At 41.4% G+C, this 21,141-nt stretch carries 17 protein-coding genes and 1 pseudogene; 7 read left to right on the top strand and 11 right to left on the bottom strand.

Features of this window, described 5'->3' with window-relative positions; translation table 11 throughout:
• Window positions 1-12 precede the first annotated feature (12 nt).
• The gene (locus ACFE93_RS15510) at window positions 13-306 is read left to right on the top strand and encodes a pentapeptide repeat-containing protein (RefSeq protein WP_375474141.1); all 294 of its coding nucleotides are present in this window, start codon (window positions 13-15) and stop codon (window positions 304-306) included.
• Window positions 307-660: 354 nt separating this feature from the next.
• Here the strand turns inward: ACFE93_RS15510 and ACFE93_RS15505 are convergent, their stop codons facing one another.
• Genes ACFE93_RS15505 through ACFE93_RS15490 form a run of 4 tightly spaced genes read right to left on the bottom strand, consistent with a single transcriptional unit; the run spans window position 661 to window position 1,687 of the window.
• Complete coding sequence (locus tag ACFE93_RS15505) at window positions 661-879, bottom strand: hypothetical protein (RefSeq protein WP_375474133.1); 219 nt, start codon at window positions 877-879, stop codon at window positions 661-663.
• A 17-nt stretch (window positions 880-896) separates the two neighbouring features.
• Window positions 897-1,178: a hypothetical protein gene (locus ACFE93_RS15500; RefSeq protein WP_375474132.1), complete on the bottom strand. Its 282-nt coding sequence runs from the start codon at window positions 1,176-1,178 to the stop codon at window positions 897-899.
• 33 nt (window positions 1,179-1,211) lie between these two features.
• Window positions 1,212-1,388 carry a hypothetical protein gene (locus ACFE93_RS15495; protein WP_375474131.1) on the bottom strand — a complete coding sequence of 59 codons (177 nt, stop codon included), beginning with the start codon at window positions 1,386-1,388 and terminating at the stop codon, window positions 1,212-1,214.
• 29 nt (window positions 1,389-1,417) lie between these two features.
• Entirely contained in the window at window positions 1,418-1,687 is a 270-nt protein-coding gene (locus ACFE93_RS15490; RefSeq protein WP_375474130.1) for a hypothetical protein, read from the bottom strand.
• Between the two features lie 42 nt (window positions 1,688-1,729).
• Here ACFE93_RS15490 and ACFE93_RS15485 point away from each other — a divergent pair.
• Window positions 1,730-1,875 (top strand): annotated as a pseudogene (locus ACFE93_RS15485) (IS630 transposase-related protein); the annotation flags it as partial.
• 154 nt (window positions 1,876-2,029) lie between these two features.
• Here the strand turns inward: ACFE93_RS15485 and ACFE93_RS15480 are convergent.
• Window positions 2,030-5,062 (bottom strand): PA14 domain-containing protein, encoded by a 3,033-nt coding sequence (locus tag ACFE93_RS15480; protein WP_375474129.1) that lies wholly within the window; start codon window positions 5,060-5,062, stop codon window positions 2,030-2,032.
• 969 nt (window positions 5,063-6,031) lie between these two features.
• On the opposite strand from ACFE93_RS15480, the gene mgtE reads away from it, so the two are divergent.
• The gene (gene mgtE, locus ACFE93_RS15475; RefSeq protein WP_375474128.1) at window positions 6,032-7,429 is read left to right on the top strand and encodes a magnesium transporter; all 1,398 of its coding nucleotides are present in this window, start codon (window positions 6,032-6,034) and stop codon (window positions 7,427-7,429) included.
• An 89-nt stretch (window positions 7,430-7,518) separates the two neighbouring features.
• Here the strand turns inward: mgtE and ACFE93_RS15470 are convergent, their stop codons facing one another.
• A complete protein-coding gene (locus ACFE93_RS15470; protein WP_375474127.1) occupies window positions 7,519-7,776 on the bottom strand; it encodes a hypothetical protein in 258 nt (85 codons plus the stop codon).
• Window positions 7,777-8,001: 225 nt separating this feature from the next.
• A complete protein-coding gene (locus tag ACFE93_RS15465) occupies window positions 8,002-8,883 on the bottom strand; it encodes an SDR family oxidoreductase (protein ID WP_375474126.1) in 882 nt (293 codons plus the stop codon).
• Between the two features lie 557 nt (window positions 8,884-9,440).
• Between ACFE93_RS15465 and ACFE93_RS15460 the strand changes: the two genes are divergently transcribed.
• Window positions 9,441-11,042: a peptide ligase PGM1-related protein gene (locus ACFE93_RS15460; protein WP_375474125.1), complete on the top strand. Its 1,602-nt coding sequence runs from the start codon at window positions 9,441-9,443 to the stop codon at window positions 11,040-11,042.
• A 104-nt stretch (window positions 11,043-11,146) separates the two neighbouring features.
• Here ACFE93_RS15460 and ACFE93_RS15455 read toward each other — a convergent pair whose 3' ends face one another.
• Window positions 11,147-12,922 (bottom strand): protein kinase, encoded by a 1,776-nt coding sequence (locus ACFE93_RS15455; protein WP_375474124.1) that lies wholly within the window; start codon window positions 12,920-12,922, stop codon window positions 11,147-11,149.
• Between the two features lie 402 nt (window positions 12,923-13,324).
• On the opposite strand from ACFE93_RS15455, the gene ACFE93_RS15450 reads away from it, so the two are divergent.
• The 3 genes from ACFE93_RS15450 to ACFE93_RS15440 all read left to right on the top strand — a co-directional run bounded on the left by ACFE93_RS15450 (window position 13,325) and on the right by ACFE93_RS15440 (window position 17,305).
• Window positions 13,325-13,756, top strand: a complete 432-nt coding sequence (locus ACFE93_RS15450) for an EamA family transporter (protein ID WP_375474123.1) — start codon at window positions 13,325-13,327, stop codon at window positions 13,754-13,756.
• Between the two features lie 286 nt (window positions 13,757-14,042).
• On the top strand, window positions 14,043-15,317 hold the full coding sequence (locus ACFE93_RS15445) for a DUF4255 domain-containing protein (protein WP_375474122.1): 1,275 nt from the start codon (window positions 14,043-14,045) through the stop codon (window positions 15,315-15,317).
• On the top strand, window positions 15,314-17,305 hold the full coding sequence (locus ACFE93_RS15440; protein WP_375474121.1) for an ATP-binding protein: 1,992 nt from the start codon (window positions 15,314-15,316) through the stop codon (window positions 17,303-17,305). The genes ACFE93_RS15445 and ACFE93_RS15440 overlap by 4 nt, the downstream gene beginning before the upstream one ends.
• A gap of 87 nt (window positions 17,306-17,392) precedes the next feature.
• Here ACFE93_RS15440 and ACFE93_RS15435 read toward each other — a convergent pair whose 3' ends face one another.
• From ACFE93_RS15435 to ACFE93_RS15425, 3 genes are all read right to left on the bottom strand, one after another.
• Window positions 17,393-17,542 carry a hypothetical protein gene (locus tag ACFE93_RS15435; RefSeq protein ID WP_375474120.1) on the bottom strand — a complete coding sequence of 50 codons (150 nt, stop codon included), beginning with the start codon at window positions 17,540-17,542 and terminating at the stop codon, window positions 17,393-17,395.
• 103 nt (window positions 17,543-17,645) lie between these two features.
• The gene (locus ACFE93_RS15430; protein ID WP_375474119.1) at window positions 17,646-18,377 is read right to left on the bottom strand and encodes a Uma2 family endonuclease; all 732 of its coding nucleotides are present in this window, start codon (window positions 18,375-18,377) and stop codon (window positions 17,646-17,648) included.
• A 286-nt stretch (window positions 18,378-18,663) separates the two neighbouring features.
• A complete protein-coding gene (locus tag ACFE93_RS15425; protein WP_375474118.1) occupies window positions 18,664-21,075 on the bottom strand; it encodes a tetratricopeptide repeat protein in 2,412 nt (803 codons plus the stop codon).
• Window positions 21,076-21,141 lie beyond the last annotated feature (66 nt).

The following is a 21,141-nucleotide window of genomic DNA, read 5'->3' as shown; positions in this document are numbered from 1 at the left end:
CTTCTCAGTGACATCATCATCAGAGACAACCTCATCATAGACAACCTCATCTTTGCGAACCTCATCTTTGACATCCTCAGCGGTGCCAACCTCGGCGGTGCCTACCTCGGCGGTGCCTACCTCGGCGGTGCCAACCTCGACGGTGCCGACCTCAGCAGTGCCTACCTCGACGATGCCGACCTCAGCAATGCCAACCTCAGCGGTGCCGACCTCAGCAATGCCGACCTCAGGAATGCCAAAAAGCTGACTCCTGAGCAAGTTCAATCTGCTAAAAACGGGGAGTATACAAAATACGACAAAGATTGATTTTCTTGCCAAGCTTGGTTTACCACCAGAAGCAGCGAAGTGAATACTTTGGGGTTGCGTTTTTACTTCAACACAATCCCGCAATGCAACTTTTTGTAAACTTTTTTTACATTATTATTCGACTAAAAGTAGTTGTTTTGTGGTCTTCTTTGCGTCTATAGGCAAAACAAAAAGATTTATTTGTCAGAGCGAGTAAAGCTCACAAGACTTAGAGATTGCTTTGCTGGCAATGAGTTTTTATAATTAAGCGATCGCACCAAACAAAGACGAACCCTGCATCTAGTCTGAAAAAATGGTGTTCAAGAGCGATCGCTCTTTATCGAAGATTGCTTTGCTGGCAATGAGTTTTTATAATTAAGCGATCATAACGAACTCTGAAACCACTTCCGTCAACCCTGAAGCCACTCCTGTCAACCCTGGAGTCACTACCGTCAACCCTGGAGTTACTACCGTCAACCCTGGAGCCACTTCCATCAACCCTGGAGTCACTACCGTCAACCCTGAAGCCACTAACGTCAACCCTGGAGTCACTACCGTCAACCCTGAAGCCACTAACGTCAACCCTGAAGTCACTCCCGCCAACTCTGCATCTAATCTGAAAAAATGGCATCAAAGAGCGATGCCTGCGGCGGGCTACGCCAACGCTTGACTCTGAAATTCATTGCCAGAATATCTTGATACAATTGGTCTGTGCTACTAATGGTGATTTTGCCATCTACCTGAAGTTTCTTAATGACTGCTAAGGTTCCCTTAACATTTAATCCCAGTCGAGTTGCTTCTTTTCTGGCTGCGAAGTCATCTAAAATTATGTAATCTGTTTGTAATTCAGTGCCTAAACCAATAGCCTCCGATTCTCCTTTTCCTAATCGCATATTTAGACGATTGGCTAAGGAAAGTAATTGAATTTATTTGACTAATATTTTCTCGGCATCAATTAAAGTTTTTACCTGTTGACTCGCTGCATCAGATTTAGCACTGATTTCTTCTGCAACAAAATTTGGTAAATAAAAGTCATCGGCAGAATTTAGAAAAATATCGAGAAATTCCAGAGGTGATAAAAAGATTAATTGAGAAGAGTTCAAAACAACCTTCACACACGCTACCAATCCTTTTATATAGCGATATCTTGTTCAGTCAAGTAGGAAAATTTCAGCCCCATCAAATCTAATAGCTGAAGAAAGACATCAGGCTCTATTTCCATGAGTTCTGCGGCTTTTTTAAAACTAATAACTCTTGAAAATAACGCCCCTATCACAAACAAAAATGTTTCTTTTTGCTCAATATTATTAAATAATGGTATTTCTGAAGCAACACTTCTTAATTCTTCCTTACTAGTCATAGGTATAGCAATCGCCAAGGCGGTTTGAGCAGAAATGAGCATAAACTGTAAGTAGTCCCTTTTCCTGTGGAGCGATCGCTATATATGCCTAAACCCTACAGTTACGACCTTCGTCAAAAGGTGATCCAAGCCATCGAACTCGATGGTTTGAAGAAAAGCGAAGCACGAGGCTACAGTTCAATATCAGTCGCAACACCATAGACTTATGGCTGAAGCGACAAGCTGAAACTTACGTCCTAACTACCTTGGCGATTGCTATAACTGATAACTTTTATGTCATCTCTAAACCAATACGTTTGGGTTAAGGATAATTGGTCTTTAAAGACGCGATAAATCGCGTCTTTACATCAGGGTTTTGTTACTGATTCTTAACTGTATTTATCTCTAAACAGGTCGGAAACGATCGATCTCGCCTCCAGTCAAGTTTGCGTAATACAGATTACCATCAGGGCCAGTAGTGATTTGTGTAGGCAGTCCGAGATTAGGCCTGTCCTTTTGGGAAGCAAACTGCTTAACTGAGGTAACTTTGCCCTGACTATCTAATATCAAAGCATCGATAGTTCCTTGACTGAAATCACCAATGAATAAGGCATTTTGATAGATATCAGGGAAAGTATTACCTGTGTAAAAGTCACCCACGAGGATTGAATTAGAACCAAAATGCTTGTAAGTGTACAATGGTTCTGTAACAGATGAGCCACTATTATAGAAGGCTTTTGCTGCATCTAAAGTAGCGTAGGATGGTTGTTTCAGACTGATGATATTACCATTTGCATCAAGGCCACCTTCATAGAATGGCCAGCCAAAGTTAGCCCCTGGTTTTCCGACATTCACCTCTTCGTAAGTACCTAAGCCAACATCGCCAATATAGGGGGTATTGGTCTTTTTATCAATTGTGAAACGGAAGGGGTTACGCAGACCGAAGTCATAAACTTTGGAAACATTGCTATTAGGATCGCCGTTGTAGAAAGGATTACTTGATAAGCCTTTACCAGTAATCGGGTCAATCCGCAGAATCTTACCGGACAGATTATTCTTATCCTGGACGCGAATTGCTCGCGGGTCTATCCCATTGTAGGAAGTACCATCTCCTAAGCTCACAAATAGAGAACCATCAGTACCAAAACGCACAGAACCAACTGAGTGAGATTCACTATCATTAGCTATAAAATTCTGGACATTTTGGACTTTATCGAGATTATTAAGATAATCCTGTAAGCTGGTAAACGGCTTACCAGTATCTTTGTTGAGAATTCCTGATGGTGCATAGCCAAGTGAAACATTTGTACTATTTCCATCTGGATGGCTGATATTTGCCCAAGTGCCATTTATGCCGAGTAGTACAACTTCGCTGCCAGCAATAGCAGTAGTGTAATTAGTGTTGGGGTCAGCTGTAAAGCGACTTAGGCGTGCAGTACGATTCCCATTCTGATCGGGATCGTCTAATGTGCTGTTGGGATTATTATTAGGATTGTTTACACTAGTTTCTGGTGGATCGTAGGTATACAACAGGTAAACATAGTTGTTGCCGTTTGGACTTTTGCCAAAATCTGGATGTACGGCAATGCCTAATAGACCGCGATCGCGCGTATCATTTACCTCTTTGCTAATATCAGTAAATGGTGTTGACAATAAGCTACCGTTTTTCATGACTCGCACTACCCCATTTTTCTGGGCAATGAACATGCTGTTACCATCAGGTGCCCATTCAAAAGCTGTGGGTTGATTCAAACCAGAAGCTACTGTATCTAAAGCAAAGTTACCAGAGTCATTATCAATAATAGTGATACTTGTCTGTTGATTAGTTAGCTGCACTCCAACTGGGTTACTGAACTTCAAAGCAAATGTTTCATTTGATTCCCCAACGTTGTCATTCAGAATGGGGATAACAATTGTGTTACTGGTTTGTCCAACTGCAAAATTCAAGTTTCCAGATACAGATTGGTAATCAGATCCAGCTTTAGCAGTCCCATCTTGGGTTATGTAGTTGACGCTAGCAGCCGCCGAAGCGTTGCCCCGTGTAACTATCACCTTAGCAGTACCGTCACTCTCATTAACTACTGGCTGACTGAAATCGAGGCCAGAGCGATCGTTGTCTTGAATCGTAATTGCGAGAGTTCTTTGGACTCCTAGTGTTGCCCCCTCTGCCTGATCGATGACAAAATTAAAGGTTTCATCTGCTTCTATCAAGGAATCATCATTGATCGGAATGGATACCTGCGTGCTGCTTTGTCCCGGCGCAAAAGTCAGTGTTCCAGCACTTTCAATGCCTTCACTTCCATAGTCAACTCCTTTTGTAGCAGTATTAGCTATAGTCGCATACTTAATTGAAGATGTACCACTTACATCTCCAGTCCTAAGTAGTTTGACGGTAACACTATCACTGCCTTCGTTCACAGTCATCGAAGACGAGCCTAAGGTGATAGTGGTCTGAAGAAGTGGTGAATAAAGTTGAGACTGAGGAATGATTTCTTTCGCCTGAGAGGTGCTTGACCAACGCAGTTGAGAAACGGCATTGCCTTTATTTTCGTAGTACTCAAGTTTAATATCGTACTTCTGACCTGCAACCAATGCGATCGAGCCACTGGATTCGGTGGCAGGTTGATCGATAAACTTATCGATGATTTGTTGACCATTCACCCACAGTCGCACACCATCATCAGCAGTAGTGTAGAACTTGTAAGTTTCGCTGTACTTGGCTTCTACCTGACCTGTCCAGCGCACTGAGAAGGTATCTGCATCAATCGACGGAGCGGGAGAATCAGCGCCCCAATTAAAGTTCACCGTCGGATTTGTAGTAGTTACCTTCAGGTTAGTGAAGTCGATGTTGTCGTAGTACTCTCCTTTGAGTCCATTGCCACTACTAGGTGTGCTGACATTACTATACAGTTGGGACTGGGGAATGATTTCTTTCGCCTGAGAGGTGCTTGACCAACGCAGTTGAGAAACGGCATTGGATTTATTTTCATAGTACTCAAGTTTAATATCGTACTTTTGACCTGCAACTAGTGCGATCGAGCCACTGGATTCGGTGGCAGGTTGATCGATAAACTGATTGATGATTTGTTGACCATTCACCCACAGTCGCACACCATCATCAGCAGTGGTGTAAAAGTTGTAAGTTTCACTGTACTTGGCTTCTACCTGACCTGTCCAGCGCGCTGAGAAAGTATCTGCATCAATCAACTGATCAGGAGAACCAGCGCGCCAGTTAAAGTTCACCGTCGGATCTGTACGAGTTACCTTCAGGTTGGTGAAGTCGATGTTGTCGTAATACTCTGCCTTGAGTCCATCTCCTTGAGAGAGTAGGCTAGACCGAGCAGAAATGCTGGTTTGTCCTTGATCAATGCTTTCTAGAGATGATTTAGTAGTAATTACTGAACTTACAGATGTTGATAGGTTTTGATTTGATGTCATAATTAATGTTTCAGGATTAGTTTGATATTGATGAATATTTTCACCAAAAAATGCATCATAAAGCTTGATATAAATATATTGATAAGCTAATCAGTGATTGACTTATAAATATATATATTAGTAATTGCTAATTATGAATAATTAGTTGAAGAACATATTGACCTTTGTTTTCGTTCAACAAACTTATGAATTTTTGAGAGCCTCTAATCTCACTGATATGTAGATGCATATTCGTTGAGGCAAGCGATGCCCAAGAAAAGCACGTACATACGTAATTAGTCAAATTTAATAACTTTACATATATTACTTAAGTATTCTTTTACTTATACATATTTGACAATAGATCGCAGTGTTATGTCTATCTTGTTTATAGAACTTTGTTTAAATTTCACATTGATATATCTTTATTTAAAGGAATATAAAAGTTTTGATGATTTTTAAATATAACTTGCTAAAGTACCGGATAATTTAAGGTGTTTTCTCTACAGATTTATTAACTATATAAAAGTTTGGTAAAGAAAAATTTTTATATTTAAAGATTTGAACAATTAATATTTATCTATACTTCATTTTGACTATTACTTTACGTATTTTTACCAGAACCAGCAGAAATATAGTAATAACCTAAAATCAGTGGAGCAAAAACTTTTGCAAGAGCCTCACCATTCCTGCATTTAAGCTAGGAAACACAATCTGCTGGAATCAAGAAATAATCGTACTTTTTGAGTAACTTTGTTGCGGGTGGATTATCCTGCGAATCGCTACGCGACAGTTTCTCCATGAGAGGCTACGCCAACCAGACGCCGCGAGCAAAGAATTGTCAGCGTCCGAAACCCTACTCTTTCGTTGATTTACAAAAGTTTTCAATTTACTCCAAGTCAGAAAAATTACAAGTTTGACGTTGCACATCCCACTTTCCCCTAGACTAGGGGCAGCAACCTTGTTCAAACTGGCTGAGGAAAGTGGACTTTGACTGAGACAAACAATTTAAACTCTACCATCCAGAATCTTTCACGCAGGGAATTGCGAGATTTAGTGCGGACTCAGCTGCAAATGCTTCTAGAAGCAGGAGACTTGCAGGGGGCAAAATCTATTCTCGTACCCGTACAGCCTGCGGATATTGCTGAGGCGATTGAGGGTTTGCCAGAAGCGATGCACGCTTTGGCTTTTCGCTTGCTTTCTAAGGATGAGGCTATAGAGGTTTATGAATATCTCGATTACAGTGTTCAAGAACGGTTAATTGAAGAACTTAAAAGCCAGGAAGTCTGCGATATTGTCGATCAAATGTCGCCGGATGACCGAGCTAGGTTATTTGATGAATTACCGGCAAAAGTCGTCAATCGCTTGCTAGAACAACTGAGTCCAGCAGAACGTCAAGCTACAGCCCAACTATTGGGTTATGAAGCTGATACAGCTGGGCGAATTATGACGCTAGAGTTAATCTCGCTGAAAGAAAACTTGACAGTATCTCAAGCTCTAGAGCGAATTCGTAACTTAGCTAATGCCAGTGAGATGATTTATTATCTTTATGTCATGGATGCGGCAAGGCGCTTAACGGGGATTGTATCGTTGCGAGAATTGGTAACGTCTCAGCCTGAGCAAATTATTGGCGAAATTATGACCCGTGATGTGGTGTTTGTCTACACTGATACAGACCAAGAAGAAGTTGCAAGATTAATTCAAAGATATGATTTTTTGGCTGTACCTGTGGTAGACCGAGAACAGCTTTTAGTAGGTATTGTTACGGTGGATGATGTGATTGATATTCTCCAACAAGAAACCACCGAGGATATCTATGCCTTGGGTGGTGTGCAGTCGGGTGGCGACAACTATTTTCAAATGAATTTGCTGGAAATTGCTCGGAAGCGGGTTGTCTGGTTATTGGTCTTACTTGTAACCAATACTGTCACGGGCACAATTATTAAGTCGCAAGAAGATATTTTAGCAAAAGTGGTGACACTGACGGCGTTTATCCCTTTGTTGACTGGTACTGGAGGTAATGTAGGCGCACAATCTTCTACAGTGGTGATTCGCGGGATGAATACCGATGAAATTCGATCGCTTGGTGTATTGCAGGTAATCGGCCGAGAAGCGATCGCTGGGGCATTATTGGGAGGAATGTTAGGTACGATCGCTACTGTTTGGGCTTATTTTCTGCAAGGGCGATTGGAAGTAGCGATCGCTGTAGGCACTAGTTTGGTAGCTATTTCCATTTTGGCTTCGATCTCCGGTTCAGCACTGCCGTTTCTATTTCGCTATCTGCGTTTAGATCCGGCATTAATGTCAGCACCATTCATTACTACAGCAGTTGATGTCGTAGGTGTTTTGATCTACTTCAATTTGGCACGGATAATTTTAAAGTTATGAAAACGAGTCAGTGGTGATTAGTCATTAGTGAATAACACACTACAAATAATAAAGGACAAAGGACAAAGGACAAATGACTAACTTAACTTTTACAATTCTGATTCCGTATCTGGAGCAACAATTTCGCCAGTACCCAATTGCAGTATCATGTCCTGGTCAGTAATCAATCCGCTAAGTTCTTTCACTTGTAAATTCATGTCTTCACAAGCTTGCCTTAGTTCTTGGGCAAATTTGTTGAGGTCTTGACCATAGCCACATTGATGAGCAGCAGTTTCAATTCCTTGCTGGGCATTTGCTCTAGCACAATCTACTAGTTCTGTGCCATGCAGTGGTGTAAGAGATGCCATAAACGTAGTTATTATTTCTTAAATGTACGCTGTTAGACAGATTATCAATATTTCCACATTAAATCATCCCTCCAATGGATGACCATAAGGGTGGAGTTAAGAATAAAAAAATAAAAAATTATGATTGCAAATTATAGCAATTTTGGATTTTAAATTTTGGGTTGAAAGAAAAACCTAAAATCCAAAACCTTAAATCCAAAATTGAGTAATTCCTAACTATTCTACTTAACCATTGATCACATCTCCACCATTAACATGTAACACTTGTCCTGAGACATAAGAACTATCATCAGAGGCTAAATATACGTAGCTAGGAGCAACTTCTTCTGGTTGTCCGGCTCGTTCCATTGGTACTTGTTTACCAAAAGTTTCAACTTTCTCTTCAGGAAAAGTTGAGGGAATTAAAGGTGTCCAAATTGGCCCTGGCGCAACGGCATTAACGCGAATTCCTTTAGACACCAAATTTTTTGATAAGGAGCGAGTAAAAGCAACGATCGCACCTTTTGTAGAGGAATAATCTAGTAACTGTGGGCTACCTTTATAAGCTGTTACCGATGTGGTATTGATGATAGCGCTGCCCGCTTGTAAATGCTTGAGTGCAGCTTTAGTCATGAAAAACATCGAGAAGATATTAGTGCGGAAAGTTCGCTCTAGTTGTTCTTCGGTGATTTCTTCAATAGTTTCTTTCGGATGTTGTTCAGCGGCGTTATTGATCAGAATATCAAGTTTGCCAAATTCACCAACTGTTTGTTGGATGGCTTGCTGACAAAAAGTTTCATTGCCAATATCACCAGCAATGGTTACTGCACGACGCCCTTGTTTTTCTACCAAATGTTTTGTTTCTTTGGCATCATCGTGTTCGTTAAGGTAAAGGATCGCCACATCTGCGCCTTCTTTTGCAAATGCGATCGCAACAGCACGACCAATCCCACTATCTGCACCCGTAATCAATGCTACTTTATCTTGTAATTTCCCACTACCCCGATACTGAGCATCATCGGCTTTGGGTTTTGGTGTCATTTCTGATTCAACACCTGGTGTTTCTTGTTGCTGTGGCGGTTGCGATTTCTGCTCTTTTTTCTCTTTTTGCTCTTTTGATTTAGCCATCTGTTTTACCTTGGTAATTGAATACTGAATTGGGCATTGGAAATGGGGCATTGAGCATTGATTGAACTCATTTTTCCCATTTCTCCTATTCCCTATTTCATAATTAAACCTTGGATCGAAAATTCAACCCAAGGTTTATTTTTTGCTTTAACTCTCATTAGTCATTTGCAATTTTAGGCATTTATATCCTAGATGTTTGCCAAACTTACTTATTCCTACCAACTGTACACAACTTAATTTATTCTCACGCTTGACCATGAAAAATAATTACACAACCCTCATCTGATGAAGAATTTATCTTTTTCATCTGCTTTCAAGTTAACTATTATGTTGCTGTAATTTATCGCCCCCTAGAGGTAAACTAAGCTGCAATTAGCTCAACCTTAAGGCGGAAAATAAATTAAAAAAATCGGGATTCTGCGAGTTGCTTAGTTTGAGCGATCCTTGCGGACTTCCGGAAATTTTTTACAAAACTACCTGAATCTTGACACAGCGACTATACATTTTCCAAAAGGGTGCGTGGTGCGCTACATTGAGATCATTAGAGGGCAGGGGTTATGGCAATATTAAATATTTCCGAGTTAGAACAAGTTGAAAAGTTTCGGCACTTACAATTAACCCTGCGCGATCGCTGGAAAACGAGCGAACTATTTGACAATAGTGAAGCAGATATTTTAATTATTCCCTCCTTGAGTATCGACCAGGGCGAACTCCAAAAAATCGAAGGCTGCGAACATTATGAAGAAAGATTACTATTTTCCTTAATTCGGTTGCAGAATCCCCAGACTCGACTGATTTATGTAACATCAGTACCACTGCATCCTAGTATTATTGATTATTATCTGCAACTGTTGCCAGGAATTCCCTTTTCTCATGCTCGCAATCGCTTACTGCTACTTTCTACTTACGATTCCTCTTTTAAACCTCTGAGCCAAAAGATTTTAGAACGCCCCCGTTTGCTAGAACGGATTCATCAATCTTTGAGGCTAGACAAATCATTTATGATCTGTTACAACTCTTCCTACTGGGAAGGCGAATTGTCTTTAAAATTAGGTGTACCACTGTATGCTGCTGCACCAGATTTACAGATTTGGGGAACAAAAAGTGGTAGTCGGCAAATCTTCAAAGAAAGCGGAGTAACGCATCCAGATGGCAGCGAAAAAGTTTGGAACCACAAAGATTTGACAGAAGCTACCGTTGATTTGTGGGAACGCCAACCAACATTAAAACGGGTAGTAGTAAAACTCAACGAGGGCATTTCTGGAGAGGGGAATGCATTGCTGGATCTTAGACCGATTGAGAATTTAGCACCAAACAGTGGTACTCATGCCGAAAGGATAGCAGCAATTAGCGATCGCTTATCAACGATGCGCTTTCAAGCAAAACAAGAAACTTGGGATAGTTTTTTGGTAAAAATGCCTGAGTTAGGGGTAATCGCAGAAGCATTTGTGGAAGGAGAAATTAAGCGATCGCCCAGTGTCCAAGGACGGATCACACCTCAGGGCGAAGTGGAAATCCTTTCAACTCACGACCAAATTCTTGGAGGCCCAGACGGTCAGATTTACCTTGGTTGTCGCTTTCCTGCTGATGAAAGATATCGATTGCAATTACAGCAATTGGGACTTCAAGTTGGCAAAAAACTAGCAGAGAAAGGCACTTTAGAGCGATTTGGATTAGATTTTATTGCCGTTGACAAGGGTAACGGAGAGTGGGATATTCAGGCGATCGAAATTAACCTACGTAAAGGCGGTACAACTCATCCATTCATGACCCTGAAATTATTAACGAACGGCCGCTATGACCTTTCTACGGGTTTATTTTATAGTCAACAAGGTCGTCCCAAATATTACATTGCCACTGATAATCTGCAAAAAGAGCGCTATCAGGGATTATTACCTAATGATTTAATGGATATCATCGCTCACCACAGACTACACTTCGATAGTGGTACAGAAACGGGTACAGTGTTTCATCTGATGGGTTGCCTTTCGCAGTTTGGCAAGGTGGGATTAACCAGTATCGGTGATTCTCCGCAACAAGCACAAGACATTTATAACAAAGTTGTCAAAGTTTTGGATGAAGAAACACGCAGCGAAAATCGTGATTTCTCGCCGTTTTCAGATTATTCCTTTCCTGTAGTTTGGGATGAACATAGTTAATTTGTTAAGAAGTGTAAACTAAGGGGGTCATCTAAAAGCTGAAAAGCTTATTTTTTCGTAGATCCCCTCAGTTGACTTACTGATAAATGATTAGCTGATTAGTTCTAAATGCGCTGATCGCTGTTAGGTAAATTTTGCTGGGTGTTTGGCTGTTTACGGGATTGCAATTGAGTATATATATAGGTTACGACTGCTAAAGTCAGCCCAATAGCCAACACCACTCCCAGAATTCGCAAGAAATTGGGAGTAATTCTCGTATTTAGCTGCTCACTTAGCTTTGGTTGATAAATAGTGTCATCCGTTCGTGTTTGTGGTCTGCTTTGATTAGACGCAGGTCGTGGCTGATACAACGTCACATCTGGTTGCATTGGTGGTCTACTTTGATTAGATGCTGGTCGCGGCTGAAACAACGTCTTATCTGCTGGAACTGGTGGTCTATTTTGATTAGATCCTGGTCGTGGTTGATACAACGTTTTATCTGGTGGTACTTGTTGACCACCTTGATTAGATCCTGGTCGTGGTTGATATAACGTCACATCAGGTTTGTTGGCGTTCGGATTATTCACAGGACTTTGTTGATTTTGCTCAACTGGGTTAAATGGTCTGGGAACGGTTTCGTGATTTGAACCTTCGGTCTGTCCAGCCTGAATGGGAGGAACAATTTGCTCAGATTGGTTTTGTTTAATCGGGTTAAATGGTCTGGGAACAGTTTCGTGATTTGAACCTTGATTGGAAGCAGATGGAGGACGCACAATCGTGTCGTCGTTCGATTGTCTGGGAACAGTTTCGTGATTTGAGCCTTGATTGTATGCAGATGGAGGACGTAGAATCGTGTCGTCGTTCGATTGTCTGGCAACAGTTTCGTGATTTGAACCTTGATTAGAAAAAGGTTGCGATCGCCCAGTAATTTCTCCGGGTATATTAGATTCTGTGGCAAATTTTGCAGCAGCTTGCAAAGCCTGATTTAGTTCTTCTACCGTTGCAAATCGGTTAGCTGGGTTTTTTTGGAGGCATTTCATTACCACCGCTTCCAATTGTACGGGTAAATTCTCACACTCTGGTTGCGATCGCAGTGGTTTTGGTGGCTCATAAGCATGAGCTAATACCCAAGAAGCTTCACTAACATGACTACCCTTAATGCTGATTCCAAAGGGATCGGCTGCACTCAGCATTTCATAAAGGATAATCCCTAAGCTGTAAATATCACCTCTAGCGTCCAGGTTTCGATCGCTTTGGATTTGTTCGGGAGGTGCGTAACGAAATGTACCAATAAATGTACTAGTTATATTTGTAATATTGGAATTTTCTGAAGATTCACCACGAATTTTGGCAACACCAAAATCCAAAACCTTGACCCATTCTCCCAAATCTGTCGGCATCAAAAATATATTATCTGGTTTCAGGTCGCGATGAACTACCTGAATATGTTCAGTAGTTTTGCCGCCATCCCGTTGGAGAGTCACTCCTTGATGGGCAAGCTGTAAACCCTTACAAACTTGCGCCATAATCTTCACCGTCCGCTCAACAGACAGCCGCTTTTGGCGCAGTAGTAATTGCCCAAGCGTTTGCCCCCGCAAATATTCCATGACGTAAAATGGAAAACCTTCCGGGGTTACACCACAATCACTAATCTTAACAATGTGATCGCTTTGCAAAGCAGCACAAACTGCCACCTCACGCTCAAAACGCTTTCTCATTTCTTGTGATGCCACTAGCGTATCTTTGAGCAACTTCAACGCTACTTGCTGACCGACACGGGTGTCCGTTGCCAGGAAGACTTCTCCCATGCCACCCCCGCCTAACCGTCTGTCCAAACGGTATCGCTGGTTATCACCTACGAAGCGACCATTCCAAGAATTTGAAGAAGGTGGGGATTTCATCTGGCGCAACCCATCCTAGTTACTTTAAGTGTTAACTTTATTCAGAGATAATACTAGTATTACAAATATGATTGCTTCATAACTTAGATGAATATTAGTAATATATGCTACTAGTAATTATCTAATTATACTCAGCTTAACATATTAGTAACTTAAGTAATGCGATAAATTTGATAAAATGTTTAAACTTAAGACCTATAGCAGTTGAAATTTGTTCCTGATATTAAGTTAGCGCAAGTTCGACGATTATCGTCAGCTTCAGTAGTGCTGAGTGACTAAGAGAGTGAAACGGTAGAGCGCAAACTACGAACCTAGCAAGTCAAACTTGATAGACAAGTAATTAAATTTAACACTCTTCTTAAATTACACTGCTAATTTTGACTAGTGAATCAGGAGGCAAAGATGGAAAGCAAGACCACAACATGGTGGATATATGCATTATTGTCAGCTGGCTTTGCAGCATTGACAACTATCTTTGCCAAAATTGGGATAGAAAATGTGAATGCTAATTTAGCAACAGCAATCCGAACTGTTGTCATCTTAGTAGTTGCTTGGGGAATTGTATTTTTTCAGGGAAACGTAGTTAATATCTTAGCTATATCCCAAAAAACCATGATTTTCTTATTATTATCGGGAGTATCTACAGGGTTATCATGGATTTTTTACTTCCAAGCCTTACAAGCAGGAAAAGCTTCTCTTGTTGCACCAATTGATAAATCAAGCTTGGTATTAGTTTTATTGTTTTCAGTCATTTTTTTGGGAGAAAAATTAAATTGGAAGATCATTTTAAGAACTGGGATAGTAGTCATAGGTACCGTAGTTTTAATTCTTTAAAATTTTAATTAAGAGTATATTTTAAAAGTTCTACTTTTTAAGTACATTAAGTAGCTTGGAGTGGAAAATTTCCTACTTTTAATAAGGTAATTTTGACTATTAATGAGTCTTTTTAATTGAGATAGTAGGTGGATTTATGTCGTACTGTACTAATAGTTAACAATGCGCTTTTATCTGCCGTGCTGATAGTCTTTGCTACAACAGGACTTAAAGTTTTGCAAAATATATTCTATTAATGTAGTCTGGCGTACATGATTAATATCTGCTATTGCCATGAGGAATGAGGATGAGTAATGTGCTCTCTATAGCCGCAGTGACAGCAGTACTAAAAGTCTTGCTGGAAAATGGTTTAGTCAGCGATCCGATCGCTGCTAGTGTTGGTGATGTGATTGTAACTGCTCTACCGCCCGATCGAATTTCAGTTGAAGCTGACGAGCGCGCGCAAATTAACCTTTTTCTCTATCAAGTGACGCAGAATCGCAATGTCGATTGGGTATCTCAAGAATTTCGGAGCAGGCATTCACGTATTAATGGAAACCCGCGTTCTTCGACTCCACCACTAGCTCTTGACCTTCACTACTTATTAACAGCTTACGGAGCCAAGGATTTTCAGGCAGAGCTTTTACTAGGCTATGCAATGCATTTATTACACAAAACACCAGCTATCACATCTGATATTATTGAAAATACTTTGATAAATGCATCTACAACCAATACCTCAAGTGCTTTTTCCCAAGCTGTAGCAAGTGTGTCTGTATCCGATTTAGCTGAACAAATTGGGCAGATAAAACTGACTCCAGAGTTTTTTAACATGGAAGAAACTTCTAAGTTATGGTCTGCTTTACAAACACACTATCGACCTTCAGCTACCTATTTAGCATCAATGGTATTGATTGAAAGTAGTAAATCTGACAACCCCGAAGGTTTCTACATGATGCCCTTGTCTCAACCGAATATAGAGCAAGTTATAGCTCCGACAAAAACTGAACAAATGATTGTTGCAGGTACAAAATTAGTAATTCGTGGTAAACGGTTACGCGGGGAAATCACACGAGTTCGTTTCGGTAATACGGAGACATTACTAGTACCTCAAGAAGTCAAAGAAACGCAAATCAGTTTGTTAGTACCGCCAGATTTATACGCCAGCGTTCAGGGCGTCCAAGTTGTACATCTAACAATGGACAATGCAGAGCAAACGAATCATCTAGTTGAATCAAACGTTGCGGCTTTTGTTTTACATCCAACAATTACAGCATTCGTCACTCAAGTAGAAAATAGCGGTGACAATTTACGCACGGCAGAAATTACCGTTAAATTCCAGCCCAAAGTAGGTAAGGCACAGCGGGTAGTTTTGCTACTCAATGAGGTATCAGATGATAGTCCAGTAGCTTACTCTTTCTTGGCTGCACCACCGACTCAAGACACTGATGCAATCATGATTCCGGTCAAAAACGTCAAGCCAGGAACTTATATTGTTCGGGTGCGGGTAGATGGGGCCGAAAGTCCACTGCAAAAGAATCAGTTTGAGGAATATGATTCGCCACAGGTGACAATTTTATGAATGCTACGACAATTAATCACAATTGGGATGAGGCAAACTACCGCTACCTATCAGCAGCTCTTGCCGTGGTGCGTGGTATTTTAGAAAATCACACGGCAAAAGAGCAAAACCAACCTGAAGAGTACAACCAAGAGCATTTACAGCAAGCGCTACAGGAAACGGCTGCTGCTATGCCTGCACCATCAGCATTGGAGAGAATATGCAAAATGTTTCACCTTTCATCCTTTGAACGCGATCTGTTACTGCTGTGTACAGGTATGGAATTAAATGGAGATTTTGCCAAATTGTGTGCTATAGTTCACGACGATTCACAACGAGCTTACCCAACTTTGGGTTTAGCTTTGGCAGCTTTACCTAACGTCCACTGGGATGCGATCGCTCCAAATGCTCCTTTACGTCATTGGCGGTTAATTCAAATTGGTGATGGTCATGCCCTGACTCTCAGTCCCTTGAAAATTGACGAGCGGATTTTACATTATCTCACGGGTATCCAATATCTTGACGAACGGCTAGCTGGTATCATTGAGCCATTACCAGAGGTTAGCGATTTAGTACCCTCACACCAAGATTTAGCAGAGCGAGTAGCAGCGGTTTGGTCACAAGCTTACAAGGTTAATAGCTTGCCAATTGTCCAGTTATGTAATGGTGAAACTGCCAGTAAACTTGCCATTGCTGCGACAATTTGTCAACTTCAGGGTTTAAGCTTGTGGGTAATGCCTGCACAAGTCATTCCTTTAGCACCCGGCGAATTAGATAATCTCATCCGTCTATGGACTCGCGAGACGATTTTAAGTAAGAGTGCCTTACTCATAGACTGCAACGAATTGGATACTAATGATACAGCGCGGCTGAATGCGATCGCTCGTTTCATTGAACGCACAAAGGGCTTTTTAATAGTTACGAGTCGGGAACGTATCGGCTTATCACAACGCCTAGTAGTTAATTTTGACGTACATCAACCAACTAGCAAAGAACAAAGTGTAGTTTGGCAAGATGCATTAGGAGCGAGTGCATCGCAAATGAATGGGCAAGTCAAAACCTTAGTGGATCAGTTTAACCTCAGTGCTGCAACCATTCGTGCTGCTTGTGCAGAAGCCGCAGGACAGTTAGCACAAACACCAGAAAGCGATATCACGAGCATTTTATGGGATGCCTGCCGCGTGCAAGCACGTCCACGCTTGGATGAACTCGCCCAACGGATTGAGCCATCTGGTGATTGGGAGGACTTAGTATTACCAGAGGCACAGAAACAAGTTCTCCGGGAAATTGCGGCTCATGTGCGCCAACGTAGTACTGTATATAACAATTGGGGTTTTGGGGGCAAGAGTGCGCGGGGATTGGGAATCAGCGCTCTATTTGCAGGTAGTAGCGGCACTGGTAAAACCTTGGGGGCAGAAGTACTGGCTCAGAAATTACGCCTCGACCTTTATCGTATTGACCTATCATCGGTAGTCAGCAAATATATTGGCGAGACAGAGAAGAATTTGCGTCGGGTATTTGATGCCGCAGAACAAGGTGGAGTGATTTTGTTATTTGATGAAGCTGACGCTTTATTTGGCAAACGGAGTGAAGTCAAAGATGCCCGCGATCGCTATGCCAATATAGAAGTTAGTTATCTATTGCAACGGATGGAAAGTTACCCAGGTCTAGCAGTCTTGACTACCAACCTGAAGAGTGCAATTGATACAGCCTTTCTGCGGCGGATTCGCTTTGTAGTGCAGTTCCCTTTCCCCGATACAATGCAACGAGCCGAGATTTGGCGGCGCGTCTTTCCAGCCGAAACCCCAACCGCAGATTTAAATGCTCTGCAACTAGCACGGCTCAATGTCGCTGGGGGAAATATCCGTAACATTGCCTTAAATGCCGCTTTCCTCGCTGCCGATGCTGGGGAACCAGTGCAGATGAAACACGTATTGCGGGCAGCTCAAACAGAATATAGTAAGTTGGAGAAACCCTTGACTGATGCGGAAGTTGGGGGATGGATGTGATTTTACAATCTTGAAATGGATGTTACTGATTTTCAAAATTTAGGATTGAATGCGTCCCTGTTGGCGAATTCTCAACTAACAATGGTCTCACCAGTCGTGATCGTCGTTGAGAACACTTCCATCCTCTAAAACAAGACCTCTGACGCGAGTACCAGTGCAGTCAACATTACTCACATGCTTGGCACCACTCATATTGGTGTTACCCAGCCAAGTTTGGGTGATAGAAGCGGATTGCAATTCATGACCTTAGTAGAAAATGCTGGTAGCTAGATAGGTTGTAAAATTTGTGAGCGATGTCTACGACAGGCTATACCTACGCCAACTACCATAGCAAACAAAATTACTCTGGTAATTCACCAAATCTTTCCCGATACCGAGCAAGCATGGACTCCATTTGAGCAAGTTGCTGTTGGGCTTGTTCGCGTTGCTGCTCGGCTTGTTGACGCTGTTGCTGTTCTTGGTGTGCTACTTCTTCTGGTGTGGGTGTCAGTTGTCCATCGGGTGTGAAAAAGCGCAACTTCGATTGATAAACTCCCAAATATAACTGCAATTGCTGACTCCATAACCAACCTGCTTCATTTGCTTCTAGTTCTTGATAACGACCATCTAATAAATGAAATCCTTTAAATTCTAAACTTACCGGGTCAAACCAAAAATAATCAGGAGTCCGCCAAATATCTTGATAGATTCCCTTTTTCAACCCTCTATCAGTAGCAGATGTTTTGTCAGAAAGAATCTCTACAATCACATTTGGGTATTTGCCATCTTCTTCCCAAACTACCCAGCTTTTGCGTATTTTGCGTTGGGTATTTAAAACTACAAAGAAGTCGGGGCCTCGAAATTGCTCAGATTTGCGTTGACGCGGACTGTAATAAATAGTCATGTTACCGCAAGCGTAGAAATCTTGACGCTCTTGCCATAACCATTCCAAACACTGAATCAACAGCAGTATTTGCCGCAAGTGAAGTTCTGTTTCCAAAGGTGGTTCATCACTGTATAAATCACCAGGAGGAAATATAACATCTTCTGGTGTGTCTTCTAAAATTATTCCTAAATCTTGAGCAGAAGACATAATAATTTCTCTTTTGACAAGATAAATCTAACTTAAGATGCCCAAAGGGCTGTAAGGCGAACGCCTCAATTTTTCATTTCAGCTTTCTACGATTATAAGTCTTGCTCACACAGAGTTACTGCTGGCACAGAATAATTTCTACTTTAGTCGATAGCGATCGCCACTAAACAAATTGTATAATTTGATTCAAAAATATGCTTGAGGATGTGAGATGAGCGATCGCATATTTAAGCCCAAGAAAGCTGGTACATCCGCTTCAAATCCAACGCTGGTAAATCAAAGATTTTTACATCGTTCGCAATCTACGACTGGTGACACAAATTTGAGCAGCGCAGTTTAAAACTTTTTCAACTTGTTTCGGTGCTTTGATTTCAGTAAATAGTTGAATCGCTCGAGCAAAATTTATTTGACTTTCATCAGGCTTTGACATCTTTTGATTAGTTAAACCCAATTGAAAATAAGCTTCAGCCAGATCGCATTTAGCACCTATTTTATCCAAAAGTTCGATTGCTTCTGTATGATTAGCGAGAGCTAATGCAAAATCTGTTTGTTGTCGATGGATTTCTGCTAAACCATTGAGTGTTTTTGCTTTTACCTGCATATAGTGACTTTCTTCAGCAAAAGTCAAAGCTTGATGGAATATCTGATTTGCCTGGGAAAATTCGCCCAAATTGGTGTAGGTTTGACCTAAAATTTGCATAAAATAGACAAATCTTCCCGTTTGTTCTACCAGTTTTTCATTCATAATATTTTGATAAGCTACATCTGCTAATGCAGACGAGGCATCACGCAAACCTAAATAAGAATACACCAAAGCTAAACAGACTGAAGCTTTCTCTGCCCAGCGATGATGCTCGGTATTTTGAGCTAAGTAAATTACTTGTTGAAATAACTTTGCGGCTGCCTCTAGTTCCCACAAATCTATCTTGGAAAGACCAATACTTAATAAAGAATCTACCTCTAGCATCCTCAGATAGTAAACTGTATGTTTGTTTTCTGGCTGAGGTACAAGTGATTTGAGTGCTTGCGTTGCTAAAGTAATAGTCTTTCCTTGACAAGCGATCGCTTGACTAATTTTACCTGTTATCCAATATAAATCGCCTAATATATTATAAAGTTCGCTGAGATTTTGGTCATCTTCCAAATTGTTAACAACTCGCTCAATTGCCGCAAGTATCGGTTGAATTAAACCCATCCGATACAACGTACTACCAAGAGGTAAAAACTGCTGCAATTGATTATTTCGGCTTTTTAAAATGACCTTGCCGGCTAACTCAAATTCATTAATATCTATGTAGTGATAATATGCTTCTAAAGCTTGCAAAGCATCCTTAAAAGTTTCAATTTGTTTAACACTAGTTGTCCAAAATTCTGCGGCTTTGTGGTTGGCAATTTCCCATTCATTGCTGGGGCGTAAACGTGCGATCGCTTCTTTCCGAATCACCGGATGCAACCAGTATTCACCTTTCTCGCACTCCACCAAAGACCGATTTCTCAGAGAGGCGATGATTTGGCGATGTTGATCGGGTGGGACATTCCAAAGTAAACAAAACAACCCTTGAGATGAGATGGTGGGTATATCTTGGTAACGATAACATCCCAAACGGCAAAGTAAGCGATATGCTTGGGGATCGAGGGCTTGCAGACGATTGATTTGACTAACCACTAAATTTTTTAAGTCCGTTGCTGCTAACGGATCGGCATGATTTTCTTGCCAATAAAGAGCCATATCACCGTCGAAATCCTCTTGAATCGAACCACAGAGAATTCCCATTGCTTTAGCATTACCGCCATAAGTGCGATGCATGATTTGCAAAGTTGGTGAGTTAATAGTTAACCCACGCTTGCTAAAAAACTGTTGCCATGCGCTTTGATCTAAGCCAGGAAGCCGATAGTGATTCACATTTAGCCCAGGTTCACAAAGGCGATCGCGACTGGTAATCAAGGTAACAGATTGCACTCTAGCATCAGCCAACACCCGTAATAGTTCTATATAGTTGCGGTGAGAAGCAATCAACCCACCTTGTTGATCTAATGCAGGTTCGAGATTGTCAATTAACACCCCAATCCGACGATTGTGGAGTTCGCGCTTGAGTCGTCCCAAAGTTACCCCAAATTCTACCCCAGGTTCTCGATCGAAATCTTGTTTGAGCCATTCCTCTACTACTCGTTCGGCGGGGGTGATATTTTGCGTTTCCTTCGCCATCAGCAGTTCTAAAACCAACTCAAACCCCTGAGTTTGCAGATATTGCTGCGCTAGAGTAGTTTTGCCTAAACCGCCCTCACCTTGGATAACAATGACTTTTGATCCCTGATTTACCAAATTATTCAGGTGAGTGATCGCTTCTGTTCGTCCAATAAAATTGGTATCCTCTAATTTTGGGGTGTAGTGGGGCGATCGCGAGTAATCAATCAGACTTGATGATATAGCAGTAGTTTTTCTCAGAACTCGCTCCAAAGTAGCGCGACAATTACTTTTGGTAATCTTTTCTCGCAGTACTTTAGAAAGCAGCTTCCATAACTGAGAACCAGCATCCTTGGCGTGTCCTTCCGTACAACCGTAAGAATGGGCGATATCTAAGTATTTTCTACCCAACCAAACTTGCACAAGAATCACTTTTTGCAAATCGCTCAACCGTTCCCCAGTCTGAGGGGGAATTATGGCATCTAACCATGCTAATGCTGCTTCAGCGTCCATTGTGTAACGAAGAGGTAGGTCAGATTTTAAGGACAACTATAAATCAATCTACAGTTATGTTGCTGA

Origin of the sequence: uncultured Nostoc sp. (assembly GCF_964247315.1) — a bacterium.
Classification (GTDB): domain Bacteria; phylum Cyanobacteriota; class Cyanobacteriia; order Cyanobacteriales; family Nostocaceae; genus Nostoc.
Note: the sequence above shows the minus strand (reverse complement) of the source record. Positions and strands in the feature narration are given on the sequence as shown.

Excerpts from the sequence above, each read along its gene's own strand:
- ACFE93_RS15500 (WP_375474132.1), bottom strand. The coding sequence starts at position 1,178 with ATGCGATTAGGAAAAGGAGAATCGGAGGCTATTGGTTTAGGCACTGAA.
- ACFE93_RS15490 (WP_375474130.1), bottom strand. The coding sequence starts at position 1,687 with ATGCTCATTTCTGCTCAAACCGCCTTGGCGATTGCTATACCTATGACT.
- ACFE93_RS15480 (WP_375474129.1), bottom strand. The coding sequence starts at position 5,062 with ATGACATCAAATCAAAACCTATCAACATCTGTAAGTTCAGTAATTACT.
- ACFE93_RS15470 (WP_375474127.1), bottom strand. The coding sequence starts at position 7,776 with ATGGCATCTCTTACACCACTGCATGGCACAGAACTAGTAGATTGTGCT.
- ACFE93_RS15465 (WP_375474126.1), bottom strand. The coding sequence starts at position 8,883 with ATGGCTAAATCAAAAGAGCAAAAAGAGAAAAAAGAGCAGAAATCGCAA.
- ACFE93_RS15460 (WP_375474125.1), top strand. The coding sequence starts at position 9,441 with ATGGCAATATTAAATATTTCCGAGTTAGAACAAGTTGAAAAGTTTCGG.
- ACFE93_RS15455 (WP_375474124.1), bottom strand. The coding sequence starts at position 12,922 with ATGAAATCCCCACCTTCTTCAAATTCTTGGAATGGTCGCTTCGTAGGT.
- ACFE93_RS15450 (WP_375474123.1), top strand. The coding sequence starts at position 13,325 with ATGGAAAGCAAGACCACAACATGGTGGATATATGCATTATTGTCAGCT.
- ACFE93_RS15445 (WP_375474122.1), top strand. The coding sequence starts at position 14,043 with ATGAGTAATGTGCTCTCTATAGCCGCAGTGACAGCAGTACTAAAAGTC.
- ACFE93_RS15440 (WP_375474121.1), top strand. The coding sequence starts at position 15,314 with ATGAATGCTACGACAATTAATCACAATTGGGATGAGGCAAACTACCGC.
- ACFE93_RS15430 (WP_375474119.1), bottom strand. The coding sequence starts at position 18,377 with ATGTCTTCTGCTCAAGATTTAGGAATAATTTTAGAAGACACACCAGAA.
- ACFE93_RS15425 (WP_375474118.1), bottom strand. The coding sequence starts at position 21,075 with ATGGACGCTGAAGCAGCATTAGCATGGTTAGATGCCATAATTCCCCCT.